Source organism: Streptomyces sp. JH002, assembly GCF_050916115.1.
Taxonomy (GTDB): domain Bacteria; phylum Actinomycetota; class Actinomycetes; order Streptomycetales; family Streptomycetaceae; genus Streptomyces; species Streptomyces xiamenensis.
The window spans coordinates 5,167,950-5,188,301 of record NZ_CP087989.1; the positions used below are offsets into that span (position 1 = coordinate 5,167,950).

The following is a 20,352-nucleotide window of genomic DNA, read 5'->3' on the forward strand; positions in this document are numbered from 1 at the left end:
CAGTGGGCCGGGCACGTTGAGCGACTCCGCACGGGTCGCTCAACGTGCCCGGCCCGCGCCACACCGTTCGCACAACGCTGCTAAGGTCAGGCGTTTGTGCTGAACGGGTGAAGAGGGTGGGTCATTGATGAACGCGCCACAGTGCTGGAACTGTTGGCAGCGGCCGGCCGCCTTGCCGGACGGGCTGTGTCAGCCGTGCGCGCAGGCGGTTCCGTATCCGCAGCGGCAGCCGCAGGGCGTACCGCCGTACGCCGGGGCGCCGCAGGGCGGACCGCAGCCGTACCCCGTGCCGCACGGTGGACCGCAGCCGTACTACGGTGCTCCGCCTCAGCCGTACCCGCCGCACGGGCCGGCTCACTTCGCCGACCCGCAAGGGCTGGCGACGGCGGTCACGGTGCTGTTGGGGGTGTGCATAGCCGCCTGGACCGTCGCCGTGCTGGCGGGCGGACGGTTGTACGGGTTGCTGCTCGATGTGGAGCAGGGGCGTTTCGTCAGCAGCAGCACGGCGGACAGCGCCGATTCCTTCTACACGATGTCCGGCGCCCTGCAGGCGTTGGCGATGCTGGCCACCGCCGTGGTGTTCATCATGTGGTTCTACCGGGTCAGGGTGAACGCCGAGGTCTTCGACCCGTACGGGCAGCGGATGAAGCGGGGCTGGGCGGTGGGCGGTTGGCTGGTGCCGATCGTCAACTTCTGGTTCCCGAAGAAGATCGCCAACGACATCTGGCGGGCCAGCGCCCCCGGCGGGGAGCGCCAGGGGACCGGGGTGCTCACCGCCTGGTGGGTGTTGTGGCTGATCACGGTATTCCTGGACAGGGCGTCCTTCCGGACCATGAACCGACAGGAGGAGAGCTTCGCCGAGGAACTGAGCAATATGCAGCAGTCGGTCAGTATGACGCTCCTGAGTGATCTGCTGGGCATCGTCGCCGCGGTGCTGGCCATCGTCGTCGTCCGCCGGCTGACCCAGTGGCAGCTCATGAAGTACGCGCAGGGCCCGATGCCGATGCCGAAGGCCGCGCCGTACCCGCCGGTCACCGCGCCCTGGCCGCCGCAGGCGCCCGGCACTCCGCCGCCCCCGATGTGACCCCGTGCGGCATGGCGGCCCCCGTCGCCGTGCCGCTTCCGCCGAGCCGCGGCGGCTGCGCCGGAACGCCTTGGTGGGTGCGAACGCACCGGCCCGGCACACCGGGACGATCGGTGTGCCGGGCCGGAGTGTGGGTGCGGCTCAGCGCTTGCGCAGGGCTCGCAGGTATTCGCGGTTCATGCTCGTGATCGAGGTCAGCGGGATGCCCTTGGGGCAGGCCGTCGCGCACTCCCCGGTGTTGGTGCAGCCGCCGAACCCCTCGGCGTCCATCGTGCCGACCATGTCCAGGACCCGGCTCTCCCGCTCCGGGGCGCCCTGCGGCAGCACGTTGAGATGGACCACCTTCGCCGAGGTGAACAGCATCGCCGAACCGTTGGGGCAGGCCGCCACGCAGGCGCCGCAGCCGATGCACTCGGCGTGCTCGAACGCCAGGTCCGCGTCCGGTTTGGGCACGGGCGTGGCGTGGGCCTCGGGGGCGGCGCCGGTCGGCGCCGTGATGTAGCCGCCCGAGCCGATGATCCGGTCGAACGCCGACCGGTCCACCACCAGGTCCTTCACCACCGGGAAGGCCGCCGCCCGCCACGGCTCGATGTCGATCGTGTCGCCGTCCGCGAAGTTCCGCATGTGCAGCTGGCAGGTGGTGGTGCGCTCCGGGCCGTGCGCCGATCCGTTGATGACCATCCCGCAGGCGCCGCAGATACCCTCCCGGCAGTCGTGGTCGAAGGCCACCGGCTCCTCGTCCGCCAGGATCAGCTCCTCGTTGAGGGTGTCCAGCATCTCCAGGAAGGACATGTCCGGGGAGATCCCGGAGACCTGATAGGTCGTCAGTCTTCCCTGGGCGTCCGGGCCCGGCTGGCGCCAGATGCGCAGGGTCAGGTTCATCGTCTTGGTGCTCACGCGTAGCTCCGCTGGGTGGGGTGGACGTACTCGAAGGTCAGCTCCTCGCGATGCAGTACGGGCGGGCTGCCCGTACCCCGGAACTCCCAGGCCGCCGCGTACGTGAACTCCTCGTCCCTGCGCTCCGCCTCCCCGTCCGGGGTGCGGCTCTCCTCACGGAAGTGGCCGCCGCAGGACTCGCCGCGGTGCAGGGCGTCCAGACACATCAGCTCGGCGAGTTCCAGATAGTCGGCGATGCGGTTGGCCTTCTCCAGCGACTGGTTGAGGTCCTGCCCGGAGCCGGTCACCTTGATCCGCTGCCAGAACTCCGCCCGCAGCGACGGGATACGGGCCAGCGCCTCGCGCAGCCCCTCCGCCGACCTGGCCATCCCGCAGTGGTCCCACAGCAGTTCGCCCAGCTCCCGGTGGAAGGAGTCGGGGGTGCGGTCACCGTTGTTGGAGACCAGCCGGTAGAGCCGGTCGCTGACCTCGAAGACCGCGTCGGTGACGGCCGGGTGGTCCTGCGGCACCTGCTCCATACCGGGGTTGCGCCCCAGGTAGTCGGCGAGCGTGGCGGGCAGGATGAAGTAGCCGTCGGCCAGGCCCTGCATCAGCGCGGAGGCGCCCAGCCGGTTGGCGCCGTGGTCGGAGAAGTTGGCCTCACCGATGGCGAACAGGCCCGGGATCGTGGTCTGGAGGTCGTAGTCCACCCACAGCCCGCCCATGGTGTAGTGGATCGCGGGATAGATGCGCATCGGCACCTCGTACGGATTCTCGGCGGTGATCCGCTCGTACATCTCGAAGAGGTTGCCGTAGCGCGCCTCGACCGCTTCCCGGCCCAGCCGGGCGATGGCGTCGGCGAAGTCCAGGTACACGCCCTGTCCGCCGGGGCCCACCCCGCGGCCCTCGTCGCAGACGTTCTTCGCGGCCCGCGAGGCGATGTCGCGCGGCACCAGGTTGCCGAACGAGGGGTACTGGCGCTCCAGGTAGTAGTCCCGCTCCGCCTCCGGGATCTCGGCCGCCGGACGTGTGTCGCCCGCGCGGGCCGGCACCCAGATGCGGCCGTCGTTGCGCAGCGACTCGCTCATCAGGGTCAGCTTCGACTGGTGGTCGCCCGAGCGCGGGATGCAGGTGGGGTGGATCTGGGTGAAGCACGGGTTGGCGAAGTACGCGCCGCGCCGGTGGGCCCGCCAGATCGCCGTGGCGTTGGAGTTCTTGGCGTTGGTGGAGAGGTAGAAGACGTTGCCGTAGCCGCCGGAGGCCAGCACGACGGCATCCGCCACATAGGTGTCGATGCGCCCGGTGAGCAGATCGCGCGCCACGATGCCGCGCGCCCTGCCGTCGACGACGATCAGGTCCAGCATCTCGGTGCGGGCGTGCAGGGTGACGTTCCCCGCGTCGATCTGCCGGGACAGCGCCTGGTAGGCGCCCAGCAGCAGTTGCTGTCCGGTCTGGCCGCGGGCGTAGAACGTACGGGAGACCTGGACCCCGCCGAACGAGCGGGTGTCCAGCAGCCCGCCGTACTCCCGGGCGAACGGCACGCCCTGCGCCACGCACTGGTCGATGATCTCCACCGACAGCTGGGCGAGGCGGTGCACATTGGACTCGCGGGCCCGGAAGTCGCCGCCCTTGACGGTGTCGTAGAAGAGGCGGTGGATGGAGTCGCCGTCGTTGCGGTAGTTCTTGGCGGCGTTGATGCCGCCCTGCGCGGCGATGGAGTGGGCGCGGCGCGGCGAGTCCTGGTAGCAGAACTGCTCGACGTGGTAACCGGCTTCGGCGAGGGTGGCCCCGGCCGCACCGCCCGCCAGACCGGTACCGACCACGATCACCGTGTGTTTGCGGCGGTTGGCGGGGTTGACGAGTTTCGCCTCGAAGCGGCGGCGGTCCCAGCGTTCGGCGATCGGACCGTCGGGCGCGGCGGTGTCGCGCAGCGGGGTCTTCGCCGTGGTGTAGTCGGCGTACGGGGGCAGCTGGTCGGTGATCTCGGTCGTCTCAGTCATGTCTGTCAGCTCACGATTCCGGTCATGACGGCGAGGGGTACGGACACGAAGCCCGCGGTCAGCAGGAGCGCGAGGCCGTTGGAGGCGGCGCGCAGCGCGCGGTCGCGGGTGCGGCTGTTGAGGCCGAGGGTCTGCACGGCGCTCCACAGTCCGTGCCGGATGTGCAGGCCGACGGCGATCAGCGCGGTGATGTAGATGACGTTGCCGTACCAGGTGCTGAAGGTGGCGACGACGTTCTCGTACGCCTCGCCGTGCACGCCGTGCGGGTTCACCGTGCCGGTGGTGAGGTCCAGGATGTGCCAGACGATGAACAGCGCCAGGATGACCCCGCCCCAGCGCATGGTGCGGGTGGCGTAGGTGGTGCGGCGGCGGGTGTGCGCGTACCGGACGGGGCGGGCGGCCCGGTCCAGGCGGCTGAGCTGGTACGCGCTCACGCCGTGGGCGACGACGGCGGCGAGCAGCGCGACGCGGGCGATCCAGATGAACCACTCGTGGCCCAGGAATGGCTCGCCGATGGTGCGCAGCCAGTGCGCGTAGCCGTTCATGTCGTCGGGTCCGAAGAAGACCTTCAGATTGCCGAGCATGTGGGTGATCAGGTAGAGGAGCATGATCAGCCCGGAGACGGCCATCACGATCTTCTTGCCGATGGTGGATCGCCAGATGAGGACAGGGGTGCTGCGGCTGCTCGTCCGCGTCGCCAGAGCCATGACACCCGACGGTAGGGAGTGGTGCCGCGATCCGTCCAAGACATAGAACGGGTCATCTCGATAGCTGATGCCTATCATCGCGGGTAGGGTGCGTGGTCATGCAGTTCCAGCAGCTCCGCTATTTCGCCGCCGTCGCGGACACCCGGCACTTCACCCGCGCCGCCGAGCGCGAGCACGTCGCCCAGCCCTCGCTGTCCCAGCAGATCCGGGCGCTGGAGCGGGAGCTGGGCGCGGAGCTGTTCCACCGGGCGCGCGGGCACATCACGCTCACCGACGCCGGGACGGCGCTGCTGCCGCTGGCCCGGCGGATCCTGGCGGACGCGGAGACCGCGCGCCGCGAGGTGCAGGAGGTGGCACAGCTGCGGCGCGGGCGGGTACGGCTGGGCGCCACCCCGAGCCTGTGCGCCTCGCTGGTGCCGGACGTGCTGCGGACCTTCAAGGACCGCTACCCGGGCGTGGACCTGCTGGTGCACGAGGGCGGCTCGCGGGACCTGGTGCGGCTGCTGGCGTCCGGGGAGCTGGATCTGGCCCTGGTCATCACCCCGCTCCAGGCGGACGCGCCGGCGCTGGTGACCAGCGAGCTGCTGCGGGAGGAACTGGTGCTGATCTCGGCGCCGGACGGGCCGCAGGTACCGGGTGCGGGGCGCGGCCGGGCACCGGGGCGGGGGAGCGGGCGCGGGCGGCGGGCCATCGGGGTGGCGGACCTGCGGGAGGTGCCGCTGGTGATGTTCCGGCGCGGCTACGACCTGCGGGAGCTGACGGTCGCGGCGTGCCAGCAGGCCGGGTTCGAGCCGGTGTTCAGCGTGGAGGGCGGGGAGATGGACGCGGTGCTCGGCTTCGTGCGGGCCGGGCTGGGGGTGGCGGTGGTGCCCAGCATGGTCGCGGCCCGCTCCGGGCTGCCCACGACCCCGTTCATGTCCCCGGGCCTGCACCGTACGGTCTCGGTCGCCCACCGCGGGGACGTCTCGCCACCCCGGGCGGCACGCGAGCTCCAGCGGATCCTGATGACCCACCGGGACGGGCTGTGACGGGCCGGGGCAGCGGCGGGCCGGTGAGTGTTCAGCGGGTGGTGGAAAGGCCCTCGGGGTCCTCGGCGCTCTCCGCGTCGTTCGCCGCCGCCTTCGCCGCGAAGCGGTACTGCACCGCCAGGGCGGCCAGGGCCAGCAGCCCGCCCGCCAGCAGGACCATCGGGAGCAGCATCCACACGAAGACCACGCACATCACGGCGGCCAGGGCCAGCAGCAGCGAGCCGGTGAGATCCTCCCGGGCGGCCACCGCCGCCTCGCGGACGGCGCGGCCCGCGGTGGTGTCCCGGTGCCACGCCGCGGCGGTGCGCAGCAGCAGCACCGCCCACACCGCCAGCGCCGTCATCGACACCAGCCGGACCCCGGCCCCACCGGGCAGCAGCCCCGTCTCCGCCAGCGACAGATTCCACAGCAGCAGCAGAGCGGCGGCCGGGAAGGCCAGCGCCAGTGGCCACAGGGCGCGACAGGCGGCGGTGAAGTCCGCCCAGACGTCCGCCATCCGTACGCTGTCGCCGGTCAGCTGGCGCCGCAGGTGGGCGATGCCGGCCGCCAGCGCGGGCAGCGCGGTGATCAGCGGAGCGGCCAGGACGGCCACCAGCACGCCGGTGATCACCACCTCGCCGAACAGCGTGAGACCCGCCCTGATACCGCCGCCCGCGCCGGCTCCGCTCGCCATGCCCGATCAGCCCTTCAGACCCGAGGTCGCCACACCGTCGACGATATAGCGCTGGAAGAGCATGAAGAAGATGATGACCGGGGCAAGGGCCAGGACCGCCGCCGCCATCTGGGCGCCGTAGTCCGAGACCGAGGTCTGGTCGGAGAACTGGCGCAGCATCAGCGGCAGCGGGTACTTGTCCGGGCTGCGCAGATAGATCAGCGGAGCCAGGAAGTCGTTCCAGCTCCAGATGAAGGCGAAGATCGACGCGGTGGCCAGCACCGGCCGCATCAGCGGCAGCATGATGAACCAGTAGATCCGGCCGTGGCCGGCGCCGTCGATGCGCGCCGACTCGTCCAGCTCGCGCGGCACTCCGCGCATGAACTGCACCATGAGGAAGACGAAGAACGCCTCGGCCGCCAGGAATTTGCCGATCAGCAGCGGGATGTAGGAATCGGTCCAGCCCAGTTCGTTGAACATGATGAACTGCGGGATGATCACCACGTGGAACGGCAGCAGAAGCGTGCCGATCATCAGGCCGAAGTACAGCTTTCGGCCGGGGAATTCGATCCGGGCGAAGGCGTAGGCGGCCACCGAGCAGGACAGGCAGACACCCACCACCGAACCGATGCCGAGAATCATCGAATTGCTGAAGAAGGTCCAGAAGGAAACCCCGCCGATGCCCTCGAAGGCCCGGGTGAAGTTGCCCAGGGTGGTCTCGCGCGGAATCAGCCCGACCTCGCCGATGATCTGATTCGACGGCCGGAACGAGGACAGCAGCATCCATACCCCGGGGTAGAGCATCACGATGCCCAGCGCCCAGGTGACCCCGTGGAACAGTACGGCCTTTCCGCCGCCGCGCAGTTTCGCCTTCCGCCGGGCCGCCTGTGCCTCCACGGAACGGGTTTCGGCGGCGGACGGTGCGGGTGGGGGTGTTTCCCCGGTGAGGGTGGGAGTGGTGTTGCTCATCGTGTCTCCCCGCCGTAGTGCACCCAGTATTTCGAGGTCTTGAAGAAGATCAGCGTGATGATGCCGACGACGATCACCAGCAGCCACGCCATGGCCGCCGCGTAACCGAGTTGCCCCTGGCCGAAGCCGCGCTGGTAGAGATACAGCGTGTAGAACAGCGTCGAGTTCGCGGGACCGCCCTTGCCCCCGGAGATGATGAAGGCGGAGGCGAAGACCTGGAAGGAGTTGATGGTCTCCAGCACCAGGTTGAAGAACAGCACCGGCGAGAGCATTGGCAGCGTGATCCGGAAGAACTTCCGCAGCGGACCGGCGCCGTCCACCTCGGCGGCCTCGTACAGCTCGTTCGGGATCTGCTTCAGACCCGCCAGGAAGATCACCATCGGGGCGCCGAACTGCCACACCGCCAGCAGGATCATCATCGGCAGCGTCATGTCCGGGTTGCCGACCCAGCCGCCGGGCTTCATCCCGAAGAACTGGCCGATCTCGTCCACGATGCCCTGGTCGTTGAACATCGCCTTCCAGATGATGGCGATGGAGACACTGGCGCCGATCAGCGACGGCGCGTAGAAGAGCGAGCGGTAGGTGCCCTGGCCGCGCCGCCGGTTGTTCAGCAGCATCGCCACACCCAGCGCGGCGGCCAGCTTGATCGGGGTGCCGACGACCGCGTACAGGCTGGTGACCTGCACCGAGTCCATGAAGCGCGGGTCATCGAAGAGCCGGGTGAAGTTGTCGAACCCGACCCAGCCCCAGTCCCGGATCGGGTGGAAGTTGGTGAAGGAGAGGTAGAGCGAGGCGATCATCGGGCCGGCTGTCAGGGTGATGAAGCCCAGCAGCCAGGGGGCGAGGAAGGCGTAGCCGGCCCGGGTCTCAGCACCCCGCCGCGGCGGGCGCCCATTGCGCGGTCGCCGGGCGGGGGTGCTGTTCGCCGATTCCCGGGACGCCTCATGCGTGAGTGACACGAGGAATCATCCGTTCGGTGCGTCTGTGAGGGGGCTCCGGGGATACCGGTCAGCGGATGAGGTGGTTGCCCGCCTCGGAGAACCAGCGCTGGACGAAGGCGTCGGTGTCGATCTGGCGGAAGTCGAACTCCTTGGCCAGCACCTCGACGTACTCGGTCTCCACCGCACCGAAGCCCTCGGGCTGGAAGGGCACGGTCGCCGTCATGTAGCCCTCGTCACGGGCCTGCTGCTGGTACTCGATGACCCGCTCGTCCAGGCTGCCGGGCTCGATCTCCAGGGCGTCGAGCCGCTCGGCGGAGGCCGGCACGCCCAGGTCGGTGCCGATGATGGCGCCGGCCTCGGGGGAGTTGATGAGGAAGTCGACCAGCAGGGCGGCCTCTTCGGGGTGCTTGGTGTTGGCGCCCATGCTCAGCTGCATGGTGGGCTTGAAGAACATGTGCTTCTGGCCGTCGGCGCCACTGGGCACCGGCATCAGCTGGACGTTGTCGCTGTCGAGGTCGTGCGAGTAGTTGTGGATGAAGTTGTCCCAGTGGAACTCCATCACGGCCTCGCCGTTGGTGAACCCGCCCAGCGGGTCCAGCTGTTCGACCCGCTCGGCGGGGAAGACCTGGTTGTCGGGAGAGCGCAGGGAGGCCGCGCTGTCGATGAAGTCCCGCATGTCGTCCTCGGTGAAGTTCAGTTCACCGGTCTCGCTGAACGGCTCGATGCCCTGCTGCACCAGGTTCTGCATGAACAGCCACCACACCATGGTGGGGTCGTTGGCACCGTACACGCGCGGGCTGTGGTCCGCGCCGGCCGCGCTCACCTCGGAGAGGAAGGCGAAGTACTCGTCCCAGGTGTAGTCCCAGTCCGGTATCTCCAGGCCGAGTTCCTCGATGAGGTCCGGGTTGTACATCAGGGTGAGGGTATTGGTGCCGGTGGGGATGGCCACCAGCTCGCCATTGGCCTCGCCGGAGCTGAGGAGTTCGGCGTCGATCTGCGAGGTGTCCAGCTGATTGCCGGCGTAGTCGTCGAAACCGAGCAGCAGGCCCGAGCCCGCGTACTCCAGAAGCCGGGAGGCGTCCATCTGGAAGACGTCCGGGAGTTCACCGGAGGTGGCGTCCGTGGAGCGCTGCGTCCAATAGTCGGGGAACGCGGCGAAAGACGTCTGGACCTTGATGCCCGGGTTCTGGTCCTCGAACAGATCGATGGCCTGCTCATAACGGGAGGCCCGCTCGTCGCCGCCCCACCAGGTGAACTTGAGGGTGACATTCCCTCCGTCACCACTGCCGCCATCGGAGCCGCACGCCGTAAGAGCCAGAGATCCGGCTGCGGCGATCGCGAGACCACGCAGCGCGGTCTTCTTGAATGACATGTAGAGCCTCCTTGCTCCGTTATGCACAACGGCACTCCACGGGAGGTGTCAATGGCTTCTGATCGCCTTACCGGCCCCCGGTGACACCCGAAGTGAATCGTTACAATACCGCCGGGGCCTGCTCCGGCAACCGGGCGGCGGATAACTTTTCGGAAACGCCGACGTCACGTCGGCGGGGTACGAACGCGGCCGGGCGGCCCGTTGATCGGGCCGCCCGGCGCCAGTCGGACCATGGTCGAACTATGTTCGGTCCTGGTGATTCATGCGCTGACCTGCGCTGTTATGGGGATAGAGGTTCGCCCGCTCAGCGGGCGTTCGGCGCCGCCACGTACCGGATCTGCGGCTTCGAGGGCCGGCTCATCCCGTCCCCGATGAAGAAGGACGGATGCGGCGGCTGGTTGTACGCGACGTTCTGCCACGCGATCGCCAGCCGGTACTGCGGGTCGTGCATGAGCGTGCGCAGCCGCAGATCCGTCTCCTCCACCGTGGTGAACACCCGCAGCGCGGAGTCGTCCTGGGTCCGGTAGACGACCTCCTCACGCCAGTCGCCGTACAGGTCTGCCTGGATCACCGGCGTGCCCTTGGTCCAGTTGTTGGAGTAGACGCCCTGCGGGTGGAAGATCTCCACCTGCCGCTGGTTCTCCCAGTCCCACTTGGCGATGAACGGCGCGCCGGCCGGGTCGTTCGCCTCGTCGAAGGTGTGGTCCAGGATCTCCCGCAGCGGATCGCCGTCCCACCAGATCATGAAGTTGGCCGACGGGATGTCCGTGCCGATCAGGGTGCCGTCCGCGGCGCGCAACTGTCCCTCGCGCGAGTTCCACGCCCCGGTGGCGGTCACCGCCCAGCCCTCCGCGCCCGGATGGGTCGGGTCGATGTCGCCCACCGCGCCCCGGCCGATGTCCCGGGTGGCCGGCATGTCGTACAGGATCTCGCCGCTCGCCGCGTCCCGGAACGTCGCGCCCCGGTTGCCGGACGCCGACATGCTCTCGTGCGCGGCGAACACCTCCAGGCCCGGCCGGGAGGGGTCGAAGTCGCCCACGTGCAGCGCGTCGCCGTGCCCGAGCGTGGTGTTGTACAGCGGGGTGCCGTCGTCGTCGATCGTCAGCTGGCCGTAGACGATCTCGTCCCGGCCGTCGCCGTCCACGTCCGCCACCGACAGGCTGTGGCTGCCCTGCCCCTCGTACTCGCGGCCCCACTCCTTCGAGTCGAACGTCCAGCGCTCGGTGAGGGCGCCGTTCCGGTAGTCGTAGGCCACCAGCACCGTACGGGTGTAATAGCCGCGCGCGAAGACCACACTGGGGCGCTCGCCGTCCAGGTACGCCACCCCGGCCAGGAAGCGGTCCACGCGGTTGCCGTAGCCATCTCCCCACTCGGCGACATTGCCGCGCCCAGGCGCGTAGTCCACGGTCTCCACGGCCGCGCCGCTCTCGCCGTCGAAGACGGTCAGGAACTCGGGTCCGGACAGGATGTAGCCGCCGGAGTTGCGGTGATCGGCCGCCGGATCGCCCAGCACCGTACCGGTGCCGTCGACGGTGCCGTCCGCCGTCTTGACCACGACCTCCGCCTTCCCGTCACCGTCCAGGTCGTAGACCATCAGCTGGGTGTAGTGCGCCCCGGCCCGGATGTTGCGGCCCAGGTCGATGCGCCACAACTGCTCGCCGTCCAGGGTGTAGGCGTCGATGTAGACATTGCCGGTGTACCCGGAGTGGGAGTTGTCCTTGGCATTGCTCGGCGACCACAGCTGGACGATCTCGTACCGGCCGTCGCCGTCGAGGTCGCCGATGCTCGCGTCGCCCAGGTGGTACGTGTACTCCACACCGTCCGGAGTCGTCCCGCCGGCCGGGCGGCTGACCGGGATGTCGCGGTACTGCTGCGACCAGACGCCGAACTCCTCGGTGCGCTCACCGCGCGGGCCGTTGCCGCCCTGCACGACGGCGACCTGGTAGCGGGAGTCCGCGGTGCCCTGCGGATCGGTGTAGTTGGTGGCGCCGCGCACCGGCTGCCGGGTGATGCGCTCGCCGTCCCGGTAGACGTGGAAGGAGATGTGTTCCGGGTCCAGGCCCAGCATCCGCCAGCCCACGTACACGCCGTCCTCGGTGAGCACGGCGACCGGGGCGCGGTCCAGCTGCTCCATCGCGCGGACCGGCGCGGGGGAGGGGCGGCCGGCGGGCGCCGCGGTGCCCGCCGGGGCGGTCAGCAGCGACGCGGCGGTGGCCAGGGCGGCAAGCCCGGCGACGGCCAGGGTGCGGGTGGATCTTCGGACGGTTGCGGCTCGGAAAGCCATCCTTGCTCCTTGGTGCGATGGGCGCGAGGGTCTCGCGGGGTCGGTGGGGTGGCCCGGCCGGTGCGTGCCCCGGCGGAAAGAGGGCGCAGGGGGCGGGCCGGGCCGGCGAGGGGGTCAGCCGACCTTGGTCAGCTCAAGTCCGTTGAGATGCGCGGTCTGACCGGAGATGGTGACGTTCAGCTGCCCGTCGGTGACGGTGATCCCGTTGAACGTGGCCGTGGTGACGGCGCCGGTGCCGGCCGAGACCTGGCCGTGGTCCACGCCCTCGAAGGCGAGGACGGTACGGGCGGAGCCGAGCAGATCGCCCACGTGGACGGTGGCCGAGTACGTGCCGTTGGGGACATCGGCCCGGAATTCGTAGGTGCCGCCGAAGTACGCGACGAAGTCCCGTTGCACTGCGTCCAGCGCACCGCCCCGGTCGCGGTCGATGACGTTGGCGGTGCTGGTGAAGCCGTAGCCGCGCTGCGCGGTGTACAGCGTCTGGGTGTTGACCTCGGTGTAGCCGGCCGCGACCACCTGGCCCACCGGGCCGAAGTCGTAACGGTGGTCGGCGGAGCGGGTGGTGAGGGTGAGCGGGTCGGAGGGGGCCGACTCGCCCCGGGCGTTGACCGCGATCACCCGCACCTGGTGGGCGCTGCCCTCGGCCAGGCCGCCGATGTCGCCCAGCGGGAGGGTGGAGGTGGTGGCCGGCGTGTACTGGCTGTCGGGCGCGCCCTGCGGCTTGCGCTGGACCCGGTAGATGTCGGCGCCGGCCACCGCGTTCCAGGTGAGCCGGGCACCCTGGTGGGAGATGTTCTGCGCGGCGAGCCCGCCGGGCTTGGCCGGGACGGCGCCCGGGGTGCCGGCGCCGGTGACGCGGCCGGCGAGCGGGGTGTTCAGGGCGGCGACGTCCTGGGCGACCAGGCGGGCCATCTGGATGGCGCCGTACTCCTGGAAGTGGGTGTCGTCCACGGTGCCGGTGGGCCGGTTGGGGTAGACGCCGGCCGGGACGTGCAGGAAGACCGACTTGGCCTCCTCGGGACCGATGCTGTCCAGGTAGGCGCGGGAGGAGGCGGACAGGTCGATCAGCGGCACGTTCTCCTCCTGCGCGACCGCGATGGCGCGGTCCACGTACTGCGGGAAGGAGACGTTGAACCGGCCGGTGTCGGCGTCGAAGGAGCGGCGCGAGACCGGGGTGACGACGACCGGGATGGCGCCGCGTTCCTTGGCGCCCCGGATGTAGTCGTTGCGCAGGAATTCCTTGTAGTCGTCCGGCGGGGTGTAGCGCTCGGGCCGGTCGACCGTGGCGTCGTTGTGGCCGAACTGCACGAAGAGATAGTCGCCCGGCTTGATCTGGCCGAGGATGGCGTCGAGCCGTCCCTCCTCGATGAAGCTGCGGGAACTGCGGCCGCCGATCGCGTGGTTGGCGATGGTGACGTCATCGGTGAAGAACCGGTCGAAGACCTGGCCCCAGCCCGCCTGGGGGACCCAGTACGGGTCGTAGGTCTGCACGGTGGAGTCGCTGGCGAGGTACACGGTGATCGGCTCGGCGGCCTGGGCCTGGCCCGGCAGCGCGAGACCCACCACGGCGGTCGCGGCGGCGGCGACCGAGGTGATCACGGTGCGCAGCAGTCCACGGCCGCGCCTGCGGCGGTGGCCGTGGCCGTGCGGGGGTCTCGGGGTGGGTGTAGCAGCACTTCCGCCCATCATCACTCCTATGTGGTGGGTGGTACGGGGCGCGGCGCATGCGGGCGTGGTGGCACACCCAACAAATCTGAATCGATTCATTAGTCATGCGCACGACACGGTGCAAGCGCTTGCTGATTCGCGGGGAGTGTTGCCAACCGGTCACCGCACTGTCAAGACGTCTGCACGCATTCGCACGTGAGCGAACAGGAACGTGCAGGTGGTGCGGTCAGGACGGGGCGATCCTCAGCGCCCTGGCCGCCACCTCGTACACCAACTGCTCCTCGGGCGACCGGTTTTCCTTCAGCTCCTCCAGCCGGTCCGGGCCGAACCAGCCGTACCGCGGATGCTTGGACCACTCAAGGCGCGGCGCGGACAGATCCCCCTCCACCTCCACCAGGTAATCCACCTCGTGCCGCAGGCCGAGACCGTCGTCGCCCTCCCAGGTCAGCACCCCCAGGGAGCGCCGCACCCGGCGCACCCGCCAGCCGGTCTCCTCCGCCACCTCGCGGACCAGCGCCGCCAGGACGCTCTCGCCCGGCTCGACGTGGCCGCCCACCAGATCCCAGGTGTCGGGGAACAGCCGGCGCTGAGCCGAACGCCGTTGGGCGAAGACCTCGCCGCGCTCATTGACCACCGCGGCCCCCACGGCCCACAGCTCACCCGCCCCCGGCTCCGGGAACTCGACGCCTTCATCGATCAGTACGGAAGCGGTGTCATCGGCCATGCCGCCACCCTATGGCCGCCGAAAGGGGCGGCTACCAGTTTCGGTCGCAGGTGTGGTAGCAGCGGGGCCAAGGTGCGCCCATGCTCGGTATCACGATCGAGTTCACCGAGGAAGAGCTGGCGGAGCTGCGTGCGGAGGCCAAGGAGCGCGGGGTGGCGATCAAGCGGCTGGCGCACGACATACTGGCCGAGGACGTGGTGCGCAGACGCCTCAAGCAGCGCTTCGTCGAGGGCGCGGTGCAGTACGCCCTGGAGTACAAGGCCGAATTCGAGCAGGAGTTCCCGGAGGGTCTTCGGTGACGCCGCTGTACGTGGACACCGGGTGGGTGCTGAACGTTCAACTCGAGGTCGGTCCGCCCAGCACCCCGATCAGGGACTGGGGTGCGCTCCAGTGCATGGCCGAGCGCCATCGCTACGAGCGCTTCGCGGGCGAGGCGTACTACGAGGAAGCGGTGACCCGAGCGGCGACGTTCTTGCACACCGCCCTGCTGCTCGAACCGTTCGCGGACTTCAACGCCGCGATCGGTGCCGCCTGCGCGCGCATGTACCTGGATCTGAGCGAACAGCCCATCAGCCCGCCCCCAGGGGCGATGGCCCAGCTCACCCGCAGCATCAGGGAGCACAAGACCGATCTCCAGGACACGGCCCGACAACTGCGCGACTGGCGGCCCTAGCAGCCGGTCCCGGCCCGCCGACTTCCCGGGCCGGGAACCTCCCCCCCTGTCCGCGACGGCTCAGCCGGTCAGGCCCATCTTCGCCGTACCGGCCGCCCGGACCGCCGCCTCCTCGCCGTCCAGGGAGACCTTCGCCGCCCGCTGCCGGCCCGAGGAGAACAGCAGCAGCTCGCCCGGATCCCCGGTGACCGTGACCACCGGCGTGCCCTTCTGGGCCACCACCGTCTGCCCGTTCGGCCGCCGCAGGACCAGGCCCACCGGGCTCCGGCGGCCCATCAGCCGCGCCGAGGACTCCAGACGCTTCCACAGCGCCTCGGTGAACACCGAATCCAGCTCCCGCGGCTTCCACAGGGACCCCGCCCGCCGCACGTCCTCGGCGTGGATGAAGAACTCCACCGTGTTCGCCGCCTCGTCGATCGGCTTCAGCGAGAACGGCGAGGTACGCCCGGGGCCCGACCGGATCAGCTCCAGCAGCTCCGCGTACGGCTTCGCGGCGAACTCCGTACGGATGTTCTCGCCGCGCGCCGCCAGCGGCTTGATCACCATGCCCGCCGCCGCGTCCGGGCGGCGCTCGCGCACCACCACGTGCGCCGCCAGGTCACGGGTGTTCCAGCCCTCGCACAGCGTCGGGGCATCGGGCCCGGCCTCTTCCAACAGGTCGGCGAGCACCAGTCGTTCACGTTTGGCATGGGTAGACATGTCTCCAGACTAGGACGCCCTCCCGCACACCGGCCATCCACCGCGCCGCGCCCGGCACAATGGGGGTATGTCCCGCACCGCATCCGACCTCGACCCCGCCGTCGCCGCCCGCCTCAAGCGCAACGCCGACGGCCTGGTCCCCGCCATCGCCCAGCAGTACGACACCGGCGAGGTGCTCATGCTCGGCTGGATGGACGACGAGGCACTGCACCGCACGCTCACCACCGGCCGCTGCACGTACTGGTCCCGCAGCCGCGGCGCCTACTGGGTCAAGGGCGACACCTCGGGACACCACCAGCACGTCAAGTCCGTCTCCCTCGACTGCGACGGCGACACCCTGCTGGTCAAGGTCGACCAGGTCGGCGCCGCCTGCCACACCGGGGACCGCACCTGCTTCGACGCGGACCCCCTCCCGGTCAGCGGCGGGCAGTAGGCTCACCAGCCATGACGCACCAGGCAACGCCGGACCTCGACCGCTTCCGGATACTGGCCAAGGACCGCAGAGTCATCCCGGTCACCCGCCGGCTGCTCGCCGACGGCGACACCCCCATCGGCCTCTACCGCAAGCTCGCCGCCGAACGCACCGGCACCTTCCTCCTGGAATCCGCCGAGAACGGGCGCACCTGGTCCCGCTACTCCTTCATCGGGGTCCGCAGCGCCGCCGCCCTCACCGTGCGCGACGGCCAGGCACACTGGCTGGGCACCCCGCCGGTCGGCGTCCCCACCGGCGGCGACCCGCTGCACGCCCTGCGCGCCGCCCTCACCGCGCTGCACACCCCGCGCGATCCGGGCCTGCCGCCGTTCACCGGCGGCATGGTCGGCTACCTCGGCTACGACGTGGTCCGCCGCCTGGAGCGCATCGGCGAGCACACCCGCGACGAGCTGGGCCTGCCCGAACTGACCATGCTCCTCGCCTCCGACCTCGCCGTCCTGGACCACCGCGACGGCACCGTGCTGCTCATCGCCAACGCCATCAACCACAACGACCGCGCCAGCGGCGTCGACGAGGCGTACGCGGACGCCGTCGCCCGCCTCGACACCATGACCGCCGACCTCGCCCGCCCCGTACCGGCCGAGGCCGCCCCCCTGCCGCCCTCCGAACTGCCCCCGTACACCGCGCACTGGGGCGGCGCCGACTTCCGCGCCGCCGTCGAGGACGTCAAGGAGCACATCCGGGCCGGCGACGCCTTCCAGGTGGTGCCCTCGCAGCGCTTCGAGACCCCGTGCGAGGCGAGCGCCCTGGACGTCTACCGGGTGCTGCGCGCCACCAACCCCAGCCCGTACATGTACCTCTTCCGCTTCGACGGCTTCGACATCGTCGGCTCCAGCCCCGAGGCCCTCGTCAAGGTCGAGGACGGGCGCGCGATGCTGCACCCCATCGCCGGCACCCGCCCGCGCGGCGCCACCCCGCAGGAGGACGCCGACCTCGGTACGGAACTGCTGGGCGACCCCAAGGAACGCGCCGAGCACCTGATGCTCGTCGACCTCGGCCGCAACGACCTGGGCCGGGTCTGCGCCCCCGGCAGCGTCGAGGTGGTCGACTTCATGACGGTCGAGCGCTACAGCCACGTCATGCACATCGTCTCCACCGTCACCGGCACCCTGGCCCCCGACCGCACCGCCTTCGACGCGCTCACCGCCTGCTTCCCGGCGGGGACCCTGTCCGGCGCCCCCAAGCCGCGCGCACTGCAGATCATCGAGGAACTGGAGCCGGTACGGCGCGGGCTGTACGGCGGCTGTGTCGGATATCTCGACTTCGCGGGCGACGCGGACACCGCCATCGCCATCCGCACCGCCCTGCTGCGCGACGGCACCGCATACGTCCAGGCCGGCGCGGGGGTGGTCGCCGACTCCGACCCGGTCGCCGAGGACACCGAGTGCCGCAACAAGGCGGCGGCGGTACTCAGGGCGGTAGGAACCGCCGCAAAGCTGCGCGGTAGCGTGGAGAGGTGACTCGTGAGCCGGCCAGCAGCAGCCCCACCCGCGCCCCGCGCCGCGCGCTCGGCGCGGCGCTGCTCAGCGGCGCCGCCGGGGCCGCCATCGTCCTGATCGCCGCCGGCCAGACCTGGGGCGAGGGTGAGGCGAGCCAGTCCGGGTTCGGCGCCGGCGAACTGCCCGTCACGGCGAGCGGCAGCGCCGTCTCGGACCTGCCGAGCGCGCTGGCGCTCGTCGGGCTCGCGTCGCTGGTCGCGGTGTTCGCCGTACGCCGCACCGGGCGGATGATCGTCGCCTCCGTCCTCGCGCTGAGCGGGGCCGGCGCGATCGGCGCCGCGCTGGTCGGCGCCTCCGACACCCGGGCCCTGGAACGGGCCGCGGCCGACGCGCTCGGGCTGACCGAGGCCGCGGTGACGAGCGTCAGCCACACGGGCTGGCCGTGGCTGTCGGCGCTCGGCGGGCTGCTGCTGCTGATCGCCGGGCTGCTGGCGCTCAGCTACGGGCGGCAGTGGCCGGCGATGTCCGGACGCTACGAGCGCGGGGAACGGGGCGAGCGCGGTGAACGGCGGGGCCGCCGCACCGCTGTGGACCCGGACCGGCCCGAGGACATCTGGAAGGCCCTGGACCGGGGCGAGGATCCGACGACCTAGGGCCGTCCGTTCGGGACCAAGGGCCTCATCCGTCCTCCGGGAGGGGCCTGACACAATGGCGGTCGGGCGTACCCCACCACCGAGGAACACAAGGAGCATCAGCATGGCGGGCCACGATGACCACGGCAACACCCCTGCCGCCTGGACCGGCGTCATCATCATGATCGCCGCCTCGATCGTCGGCGGTTACTTCATGGTCGCGGGCCAGCCCTTCGTGGGCCTGGGCGCGTGGGTCGGCCTGTCCGCCGTCGGCGTCGTCGCCGGGCTGGCCATGCGTGCGGCGGGCTACGGCAAGAAGCCCGAGACCCTTCCGGCGCAGCGCACCGCCCCGGCGGCGGAGCGCACCGACGAGCCGGCCCCGGCACCGGCCGCCGCCGGCGGCTGACCGGCACGGCGCGACCTTTTCGCGGCGCGGCACCGATCCCCCGATCGGCGCCGCGCCGTTGCGCGTCCCGGTCCGGGTACGGATGCTGAGCGGGTGCCGGACTCCGCGCAGCCGCCCACCGTCCGTTCCGCAGCCCGCATGACCGTGCGTGTCCGGGCGCGGCGTGCCGCCGCCCCGCTCGCCGCGCTCGGCACCGCGGGCGCCGCCTGGGCGGTGGTCGCCGCGGTGGACCCGGGCGCGCCCTCCAGCCCCTATCCCGCCTGCCCGCTGCCCGCGCTGACCGGCTGGCAGTGCCCCGGATGCGGCGGCCTGCGCGCCGCCCACGCCCTGGCGCACGGCCGGCTGGGGGAGGCGCTCGCGTCCAACGCGCTTGTGGTGCTCGCCGCGCTCGTCCTGGGCGTCGCCCTGCTGTGGTGGCTGGTCCGGGAGGTGCGCGGCAGGACGGGGGCGGTGCCCGTACCGGCCGCCCCGTACCGCTGGGCGCTGCTGGGAGGGGTGGCGGCCTTCACGGTGCTGCGCAATCTGCCCCTCCCCCCGCCGTGGGCGTAACCTCTGCCCCGAGCCGGATACCATCGGTGTGTCCGACCCATCCCGATCCCGCCCTGACGACAGGAGGCCGCCGCGTGAGTGTGCTCGACGAGATCATCGAAGGTGTACGCGCGGACCTCGCCGAACGGCAGGCGCGTGTCAGCCTCGACGAGCTCAAGCAGCGCGCCGCGAAGGCGCCCGCGGCCAGGGACGGCGTCGCCGCCCTGCGCGGCGACGGGGTCCGGGTGATCTGCGAGGTCAAGCGCTCCAGCCCCTCCAAGGGCGCGCTGGCCGCGATCGCCGACCCGGCCGGGCTCGCCGCCGACTACGAGGCGGGCGGCGCCGCGGTGATCTCCGTCCTGACGGAGGAGCGCCGCTTCGGCGGGTCGCTCGCCGACCTGGAGGCAGTCCGCGCCAAGGTCGACATCCCGGTGCTGCGCAAGGACTTCGTCGTCACCTCCTACCAGCTGTGGGAGGCGCGGGCGTACGGCGCCGACCTGGTGCTGCTGATCGTGGCCGCCCTGGAGCAGGACGCGCTGGTGTCGCTGGTGGAGCGGGCCGAGTCGATCGGTCTGACGCCGCTGGTGGAGGCGCACGACGAGGACGAGGCGGAGCGGGCGGTGGCCGCCGGCGCGAAGATCATCGGGGTGAACGCGCGCAACCTGAAGACCCTGGAGGTCGACCGGGGCACCTTCGCCCGGGTCGCCCCCGAGATCCCCGACCACCTGATCAAGGTCGCCGAGTCGGGCGTGCGCGGGCCGCACGACCTGATCGCGTACGCCAACGAGGGCGCCGACGCCGTACTGGTCGGCGAGTCGCTGGTGACCGGGCGCGACCCGCGTACGGCGGTGGCCGACCTGGTGGCGGCCGGCGAGCACCCCGCGCTGCGGCACGGGCGCTGATCACGATGCCCGCCGTCACCCCCACCGACTTCCCCGGGCTGGCCCGGGGCGCCGCGCCGCGCGGCTGCCGCGCGCCCGCCCGGCGGATTCTGGGGCGGCGGGTGCGGTACCACATCGGCAGCGAGCCGGGACAGATCAGCGGGCGGCGATGGCCGGGCCGGCGGGGGCCGGCGGCCGTCGCGTAACCGGCGCTGCGGCGTGTTCACCGCGCCGCCCCGACGCGGCGCGCCCGCGCCGTTCCCGATGACTCACGGCCGGGGGCCGGGGGTCGCTCA

The 20,352-nt window shown here is 71.0% G+C and carries 22 protein-coding genes; 11 read left to right on the top strand and 11 right to left on the bottom strand.

Features of this window, described 5'->3' with window-relative positions:
• Window positions 1–127: 127 nt before the first annotated feature.
• On the top strand, window positions 128–1,084 hold the full coding sequence (locus H7827_RS23770) for a DUF4328 domain-containing protein (protein WP_432747284.1): 957 nt from the start codon (window positions 128–130) through the stop codon (window positions 1,082–1,084).
• A gap of 141 nt (window positions 1,085–1,225) precedes the next feature.
• Here H7827_RS23770 and H7827_RS23775 read toward each other — a convergent pair whose 3' ends face one another.
• Genes H7827_RS23775 through H7827_RS23785 form a run of 3 tightly spaced genes read right to left on the bottom strand, consistent with a single transcriptional unit; the run spans window position 1,226 to window position 4,667 of the window.
• Entirely contained in the window at window positions 1,226–1,966 is a 741-nt protein-coding gene (locus H7827_RS23775; protein ID WP_386541309.1) for a succinate dehydrogenase/fumarate reductase iron-sulfur subunit, read from the bottom strand.
• Window positions 1,967–1,977: 11 nt separating this feature from the next.
• Complete coding sequence (locus H7827_RS23780; protein ID WP_432748047.1) at window positions 1,978–3,930, bottom strand: fumarate reductase/succinate dehydrogenase flavoprotein subunit; 1,953 nt, start codon at window positions 3,928–3,930, stop codon at window positions 1,978–1,980.
• A 35-nt stretch (window positions 3,931–3,965) separates the two neighbouring features.
• Window positions 3,966–4,667 (bottom strand): succinate dehydrogenase cytochrome b subunit, encoded by a 702-nt coding sequence (locus H7827_RS23785; RefSeq protein WP_432747285.1) that lies wholly within the window; start codon window positions 4,665–4,667, stop codon window positions 3,966–3,968.
• 98 nt (window positions 4,668–4,765) lie between these two features.
• Between H7827_RS23785 and H7827_RS23790 the strand changes: the two genes are divergently transcribed.
• Entirely contained in the window at window positions 4,766–5,695 is a 930-nt protein-coding gene (locus H7827_RS23790) for a LysR family transcriptional regulator (RefSeq protein ID WP_386541296.1), read from the top strand.
• A 31-nt stretch (window positions 5,696–5,726) separates the two neighbouring features.
• Here H7827_RS23790 and H7827_RS23795 read toward each other — a convergent pair whose 3' ends face one another.
• From H7827_RS23795 to H7827_RS23825, 7 genes are all read right to left on the bottom strand, one after another.
• Window positions 5,727–6,368, bottom strand: coding sequence for a DUF624 domain-containing protein (locus H7827_RS23795; protein ID WP_432747286.1), 642 nt, complete (start codon window positions 6,366–6,368; stop codon window positions 5,727–5,729).
• Between the two features lie 6 nt (window positions 6,369–6,374).
• Window positions 6,375–7,316, bottom strand: a complete 942-nt coding sequence (locus tag H7827_RS23800) for a carbohydrate ABC transporter permease (RefSeq protein WP_432747287.1) — start codon at window positions 7,314–7,316, stop codon at window positions 6,375–6,377.
• A complete protein-coding gene (locus tag H7827_RS23805) occupies window positions 7,313–8,275 on the bottom strand; it encodes a carbohydrate ABC transporter permease (RefSeq protein WP_386541292.1) in 963 nt (320 codons plus the stop codon). Before H7827_RS23805 ends, H7827_RS23800 begins: the two co-directional genes overlap by 4 nt.
• A gap of 49 nt (window positions 8,276–8,324) precedes the next feature.
• A complete protein-coding gene (locus tag H7827_RS23810; RefSeq protein ID WP_386541290.1) occupies window positions 8,325–9,629 on the bottom strand; it encodes an ABC transporter substrate-binding protein in 1,305 nt (434 codons plus the stop codon).
• Window positions 9,630–9,933: 304 nt separating this feature from the next.
• Window positions 9,934–11,913, bottom strand: a complete 1,980-nt coding sequence (locus H7827_RS23815) for a rhamnogalacturonan lyase (protein ID WP_432747288.1) — start codon at window positions 11,911–11,913, stop codon at window positions 9,934–9,936.
• A 114-nt stretch (window positions 11,914–12,027) separates the two neighbouring features.
• A complete protein-coding gene (locus H7827_RS23820; RefSeq protein ID WP_432747289.1) occupies window positions 12,028–13,512 on the bottom strand; it encodes a GDSL-type esterase/lipase family protein in 1,485 nt (494 codons plus the stop codon).
• A 295-nt stretch (window positions 13,513–13,807) separates the two neighbouring features.
• Complete coding sequence (locus H7827_RS23825) at window positions 13,808–14,305, bottom strand: NUDIX hydrolase (RefSeq protein ID WP_432747290.1); 498 nt, start codon at window positions 14,303–14,305, stop codon at window positions 13,808–13,810.
• 80 nt (window positions 14,306–14,385) lie between these two features.
• On the opposite strand from H7827_RS23825, the gene H7827_RS23830 reads away from it, so the two are divergent.
• Together H7827_RS23830 and H7827_RS23835 are read left to right on the top strand one after the other, a co-directional pair.
• On the top strand, window positions 14,386–14,604 hold the full coding sequence (locus tag H7827_RS23830; protein ID WP_432747291.1) for a hypothetical protein: 219 nt from the start codon (window positions 14,386–14,388) through the stop codon (window positions 14,602–14,604).
• Window positions 14,601–14,978, top strand: a complete 378-nt coding sequence (locus H7827_RS23835) for a hypothetical protein (protein WP_432747292.1) — start codon at window positions 14,601–14,603, stop codon at window positions 14,976–14,978. Before H7827_RS23830 ends, H7827_RS23835 begins: the two co-directional genes overlap by 4 nt.
• Window positions 14,979–15,038: 60 nt before the next feature.
• Here H7827_RS23835 and H7827_RS23840 read toward each other — a convergent pair whose 3' ends face one another.
• On the bottom strand, window positions 15,039–15,677 hold the full coding sequence (locus H7827_RS23840; RefSeq protein ID WP_030734187.1) for a TIGR03085 family metal-binding protein: 639 nt from the start codon (window positions 15,675–15,677) through the stop codon (window positions 15,039–15,041).
• Window positions 15,678–15,744: 67 nt separating this feature from the next.
• On the opposite strand from H7827_RS23840, the gene hisI reads away from it, so the two are divergent.
• From hisI to trpM, 7 genes are all read left to right on the top strand, one after another.
• Window positions 15,745–16,110, top strand: coding sequence for a phosphoribosyl-AMP cyclohydrolase (gene hisI / locus H7827_RS23845; RefSeq protein ID WP_386539391.1), 366 nt, complete (start codon window positions 15,745–15,747; stop codon window positions 16,108–16,110).
• A gap of 11 nt (window positions 16,111–16,121) precedes the next feature.
• Window positions 16,122–17,630 carry an anthranilate synthase component I gene (locus tag H7827_RS23850; protein WP_386539393.1) on the top strand — a complete coding sequence of 503 codons (1,509 nt, stop codon included), beginning with the start codon at window positions 16,122–16,124 and terminating at the stop codon, window positions 17,628–17,630.
• The gene (locus tag H7827_RS23855; protein ID WP_030734178.1) at window positions 17,627–18,262 is read left to right on the top strand and encodes a TIGR02234 family membrane protein; all 636 of its coding nucleotides are present in this window, start codon (window positions 17,627–17,629) and stop codon (window positions 18,260–18,262) included. The genes H7827_RS23850 and H7827_RS23855 overlap by 4 nt, the downstream gene beginning before the upstream one ends.
• Window positions 18,263–18,365: 103 nt before the next feature.
• Window positions 18,366–18,647 (top strand): HGxxPAAW family protein, encoded by a 282-nt coding sequence (locus H7827_RS23860; protein ID WP_432747293.1) that lies wholly within the window; start codon window positions 18,366–18,368, stop codon window positions 18,645–18,647.
• A 138-nt stretch (window positions 18,648–18,785) separates the two neighbouring features.
• Window positions 18,786–19,196, top strand: a complete 411-nt coding sequence (locus tag H7827_RS23865) for a DUF2752 domain-containing protein (protein ID WP_030734172.1) — start codon at window positions 18,786–18,788, stop codon at window positions 19,194–19,196.
• A 74-nt stretch (window positions 19,197–19,270) separates the two neighbouring features.
• Window positions 19,271–20,077 carry an indole-3-glycerol phosphate synthase TrpC gene (gene trpC / locus H7827_RS23870; RefSeq protein WP_030734169.1) on the top strand — a complete coding sequence of 269 codons (807 nt, stop codon included), beginning with the start codon at window positions 19,271–19,273 and terminating at the stop codon, window positions 20,075–20,077.
• Window positions 20,078–20,082: 5 nt separating this feature from the next.
• Entirely contained in the window at window positions 20,083–20,262 is a 180-nt protein-coding gene (trpM, locus tag H7827_RS23875; protein ID WP_262832710.1) for a tryptophan biosynthesis modulator TrpM, read from the top strand.
• Window positions 20,263–20,352 lie beyond the last annotated feature (90 nt).

What these genes read in the sequence shown, in the direction of transcription:
- H7827_RS23830 (WP_432747291.1), top strand. Translation starts at nt 14,386, where the DNA reads ATGCTCGGTATCACGATCGAGTTCACCGAGGAAGAGCTGGCGGAGCTG.
- H7827_RS23790 (WP_386541296.1), top strand. Translation starts at nt 4,766, where the DNA reads ATGCAGTTCCAGCAGCTCCGCTATTTCGCCGCCGTCGCGGACACCCGG.
- H7827_RS23810 (WP_386541290.1), bottom strand. Translation starts at nt 9,629, where the DNA reads ATGTCATTCAAGAAGACCGCGCTGCGTGGTCTCGCGATCGCCGCAGCC.
- trpM (WP_262832710.1), top strand. Translation starts at nt 20,083, where the DNA reads ATGCCCGCCGTCACCCCCACCGACTTCCCCGGGCTGGCCCGGGGCGCC.
- H7827_RS23795 (WP_432747286.1), bottom strand. Translation starts at nt 6,368, where the DNA reads ATGGCGAGCGGAGCCGGCGCGGGCGGCGGTATCAGGGCGGGTCTCACG.
- H7827_RS23815 (WP_432747288.1), bottom strand. Translation starts at nt 11,913, where the DNA reads ATGGCTTTCCGAGCCGCAACCGTCCGAAGATCCACCCGCACCCTGGCC.
- hisI (WP_386539391.1), top strand. Translation starts at nt 15,745, where the DNA reads ATGTCCCGCACCGCATCCGACCTCGACCCCGCCGTCGCCGCCCGCCTC.
- H7827_RS23840 (WP_030734187.1), bottom strand. Translation starts at nt 15,677, where the DNA reads ATGTCTACCCATGCCAAACGTGAACGACTGGTGCTCGCCGACCTGTTG.
- H7827_RS23825 (WP_432747290.1), bottom strand. Translation starts at nt 14,305, where the DNA reads ATGGCCGATGACACCGCTTCCGTACTGATCGATGAAGGCGTCGAGTTC.
- H7827_RS23785 (WP_432747285.1), bottom strand. Translation starts at nt 4,667, where the DNA reads ATGGCTCTGGCGACGCGGACGAGCAGCCGCAGCACCCCTGTCCTCATC.
- H7827_RS23775 (WP_386541309.1), bottom strand. Translation starts at nt 1,966, where the DNA reads ATGAACCTGACCCTGCGCATCTGGCGCCAGCCGGGCCCGGACGCCCAG.
- H7827_RS23770 (WP_432747284.1), top strand. Translation starts at nt 128, where the DNA reads ATGAACGCGCCACAGTGCTGGAACTGTTGGCAGCGGCCGGCCGCCTTG.
- H7827_RS23860 (WP_432747293.1), top strand. Translation starts at nt 18,366, where the DNA reads ATGGCGGGCCACGATGACCACGGCAACACCCCTGCCGCCTGGACCGGC.
- H7827_RS23850 (WP_386539393.1), top strand. Translation starts at nt 16,122, where the DNA reads ATGACGCACCAGGCAACGCCGGACCTCGACCGCTTCCGGATACTGGCC.
- H7827_RS23865 (WP_030734172.1), top strand. Translation starts at nt 18,786, where the DNA reads ATGACCGTGCGTGTCCGGGCGCGGCGTGCCGCCGCCCCGCTCGCCGCG.
- H7827_RS23800 (WP_432747287.1), bottom strand. Translation starts at nt 7,316, where the DNA reads ATGAGCAACACCACTCCCACCCTCACCGGGGAAACACCCCCACCCGCA.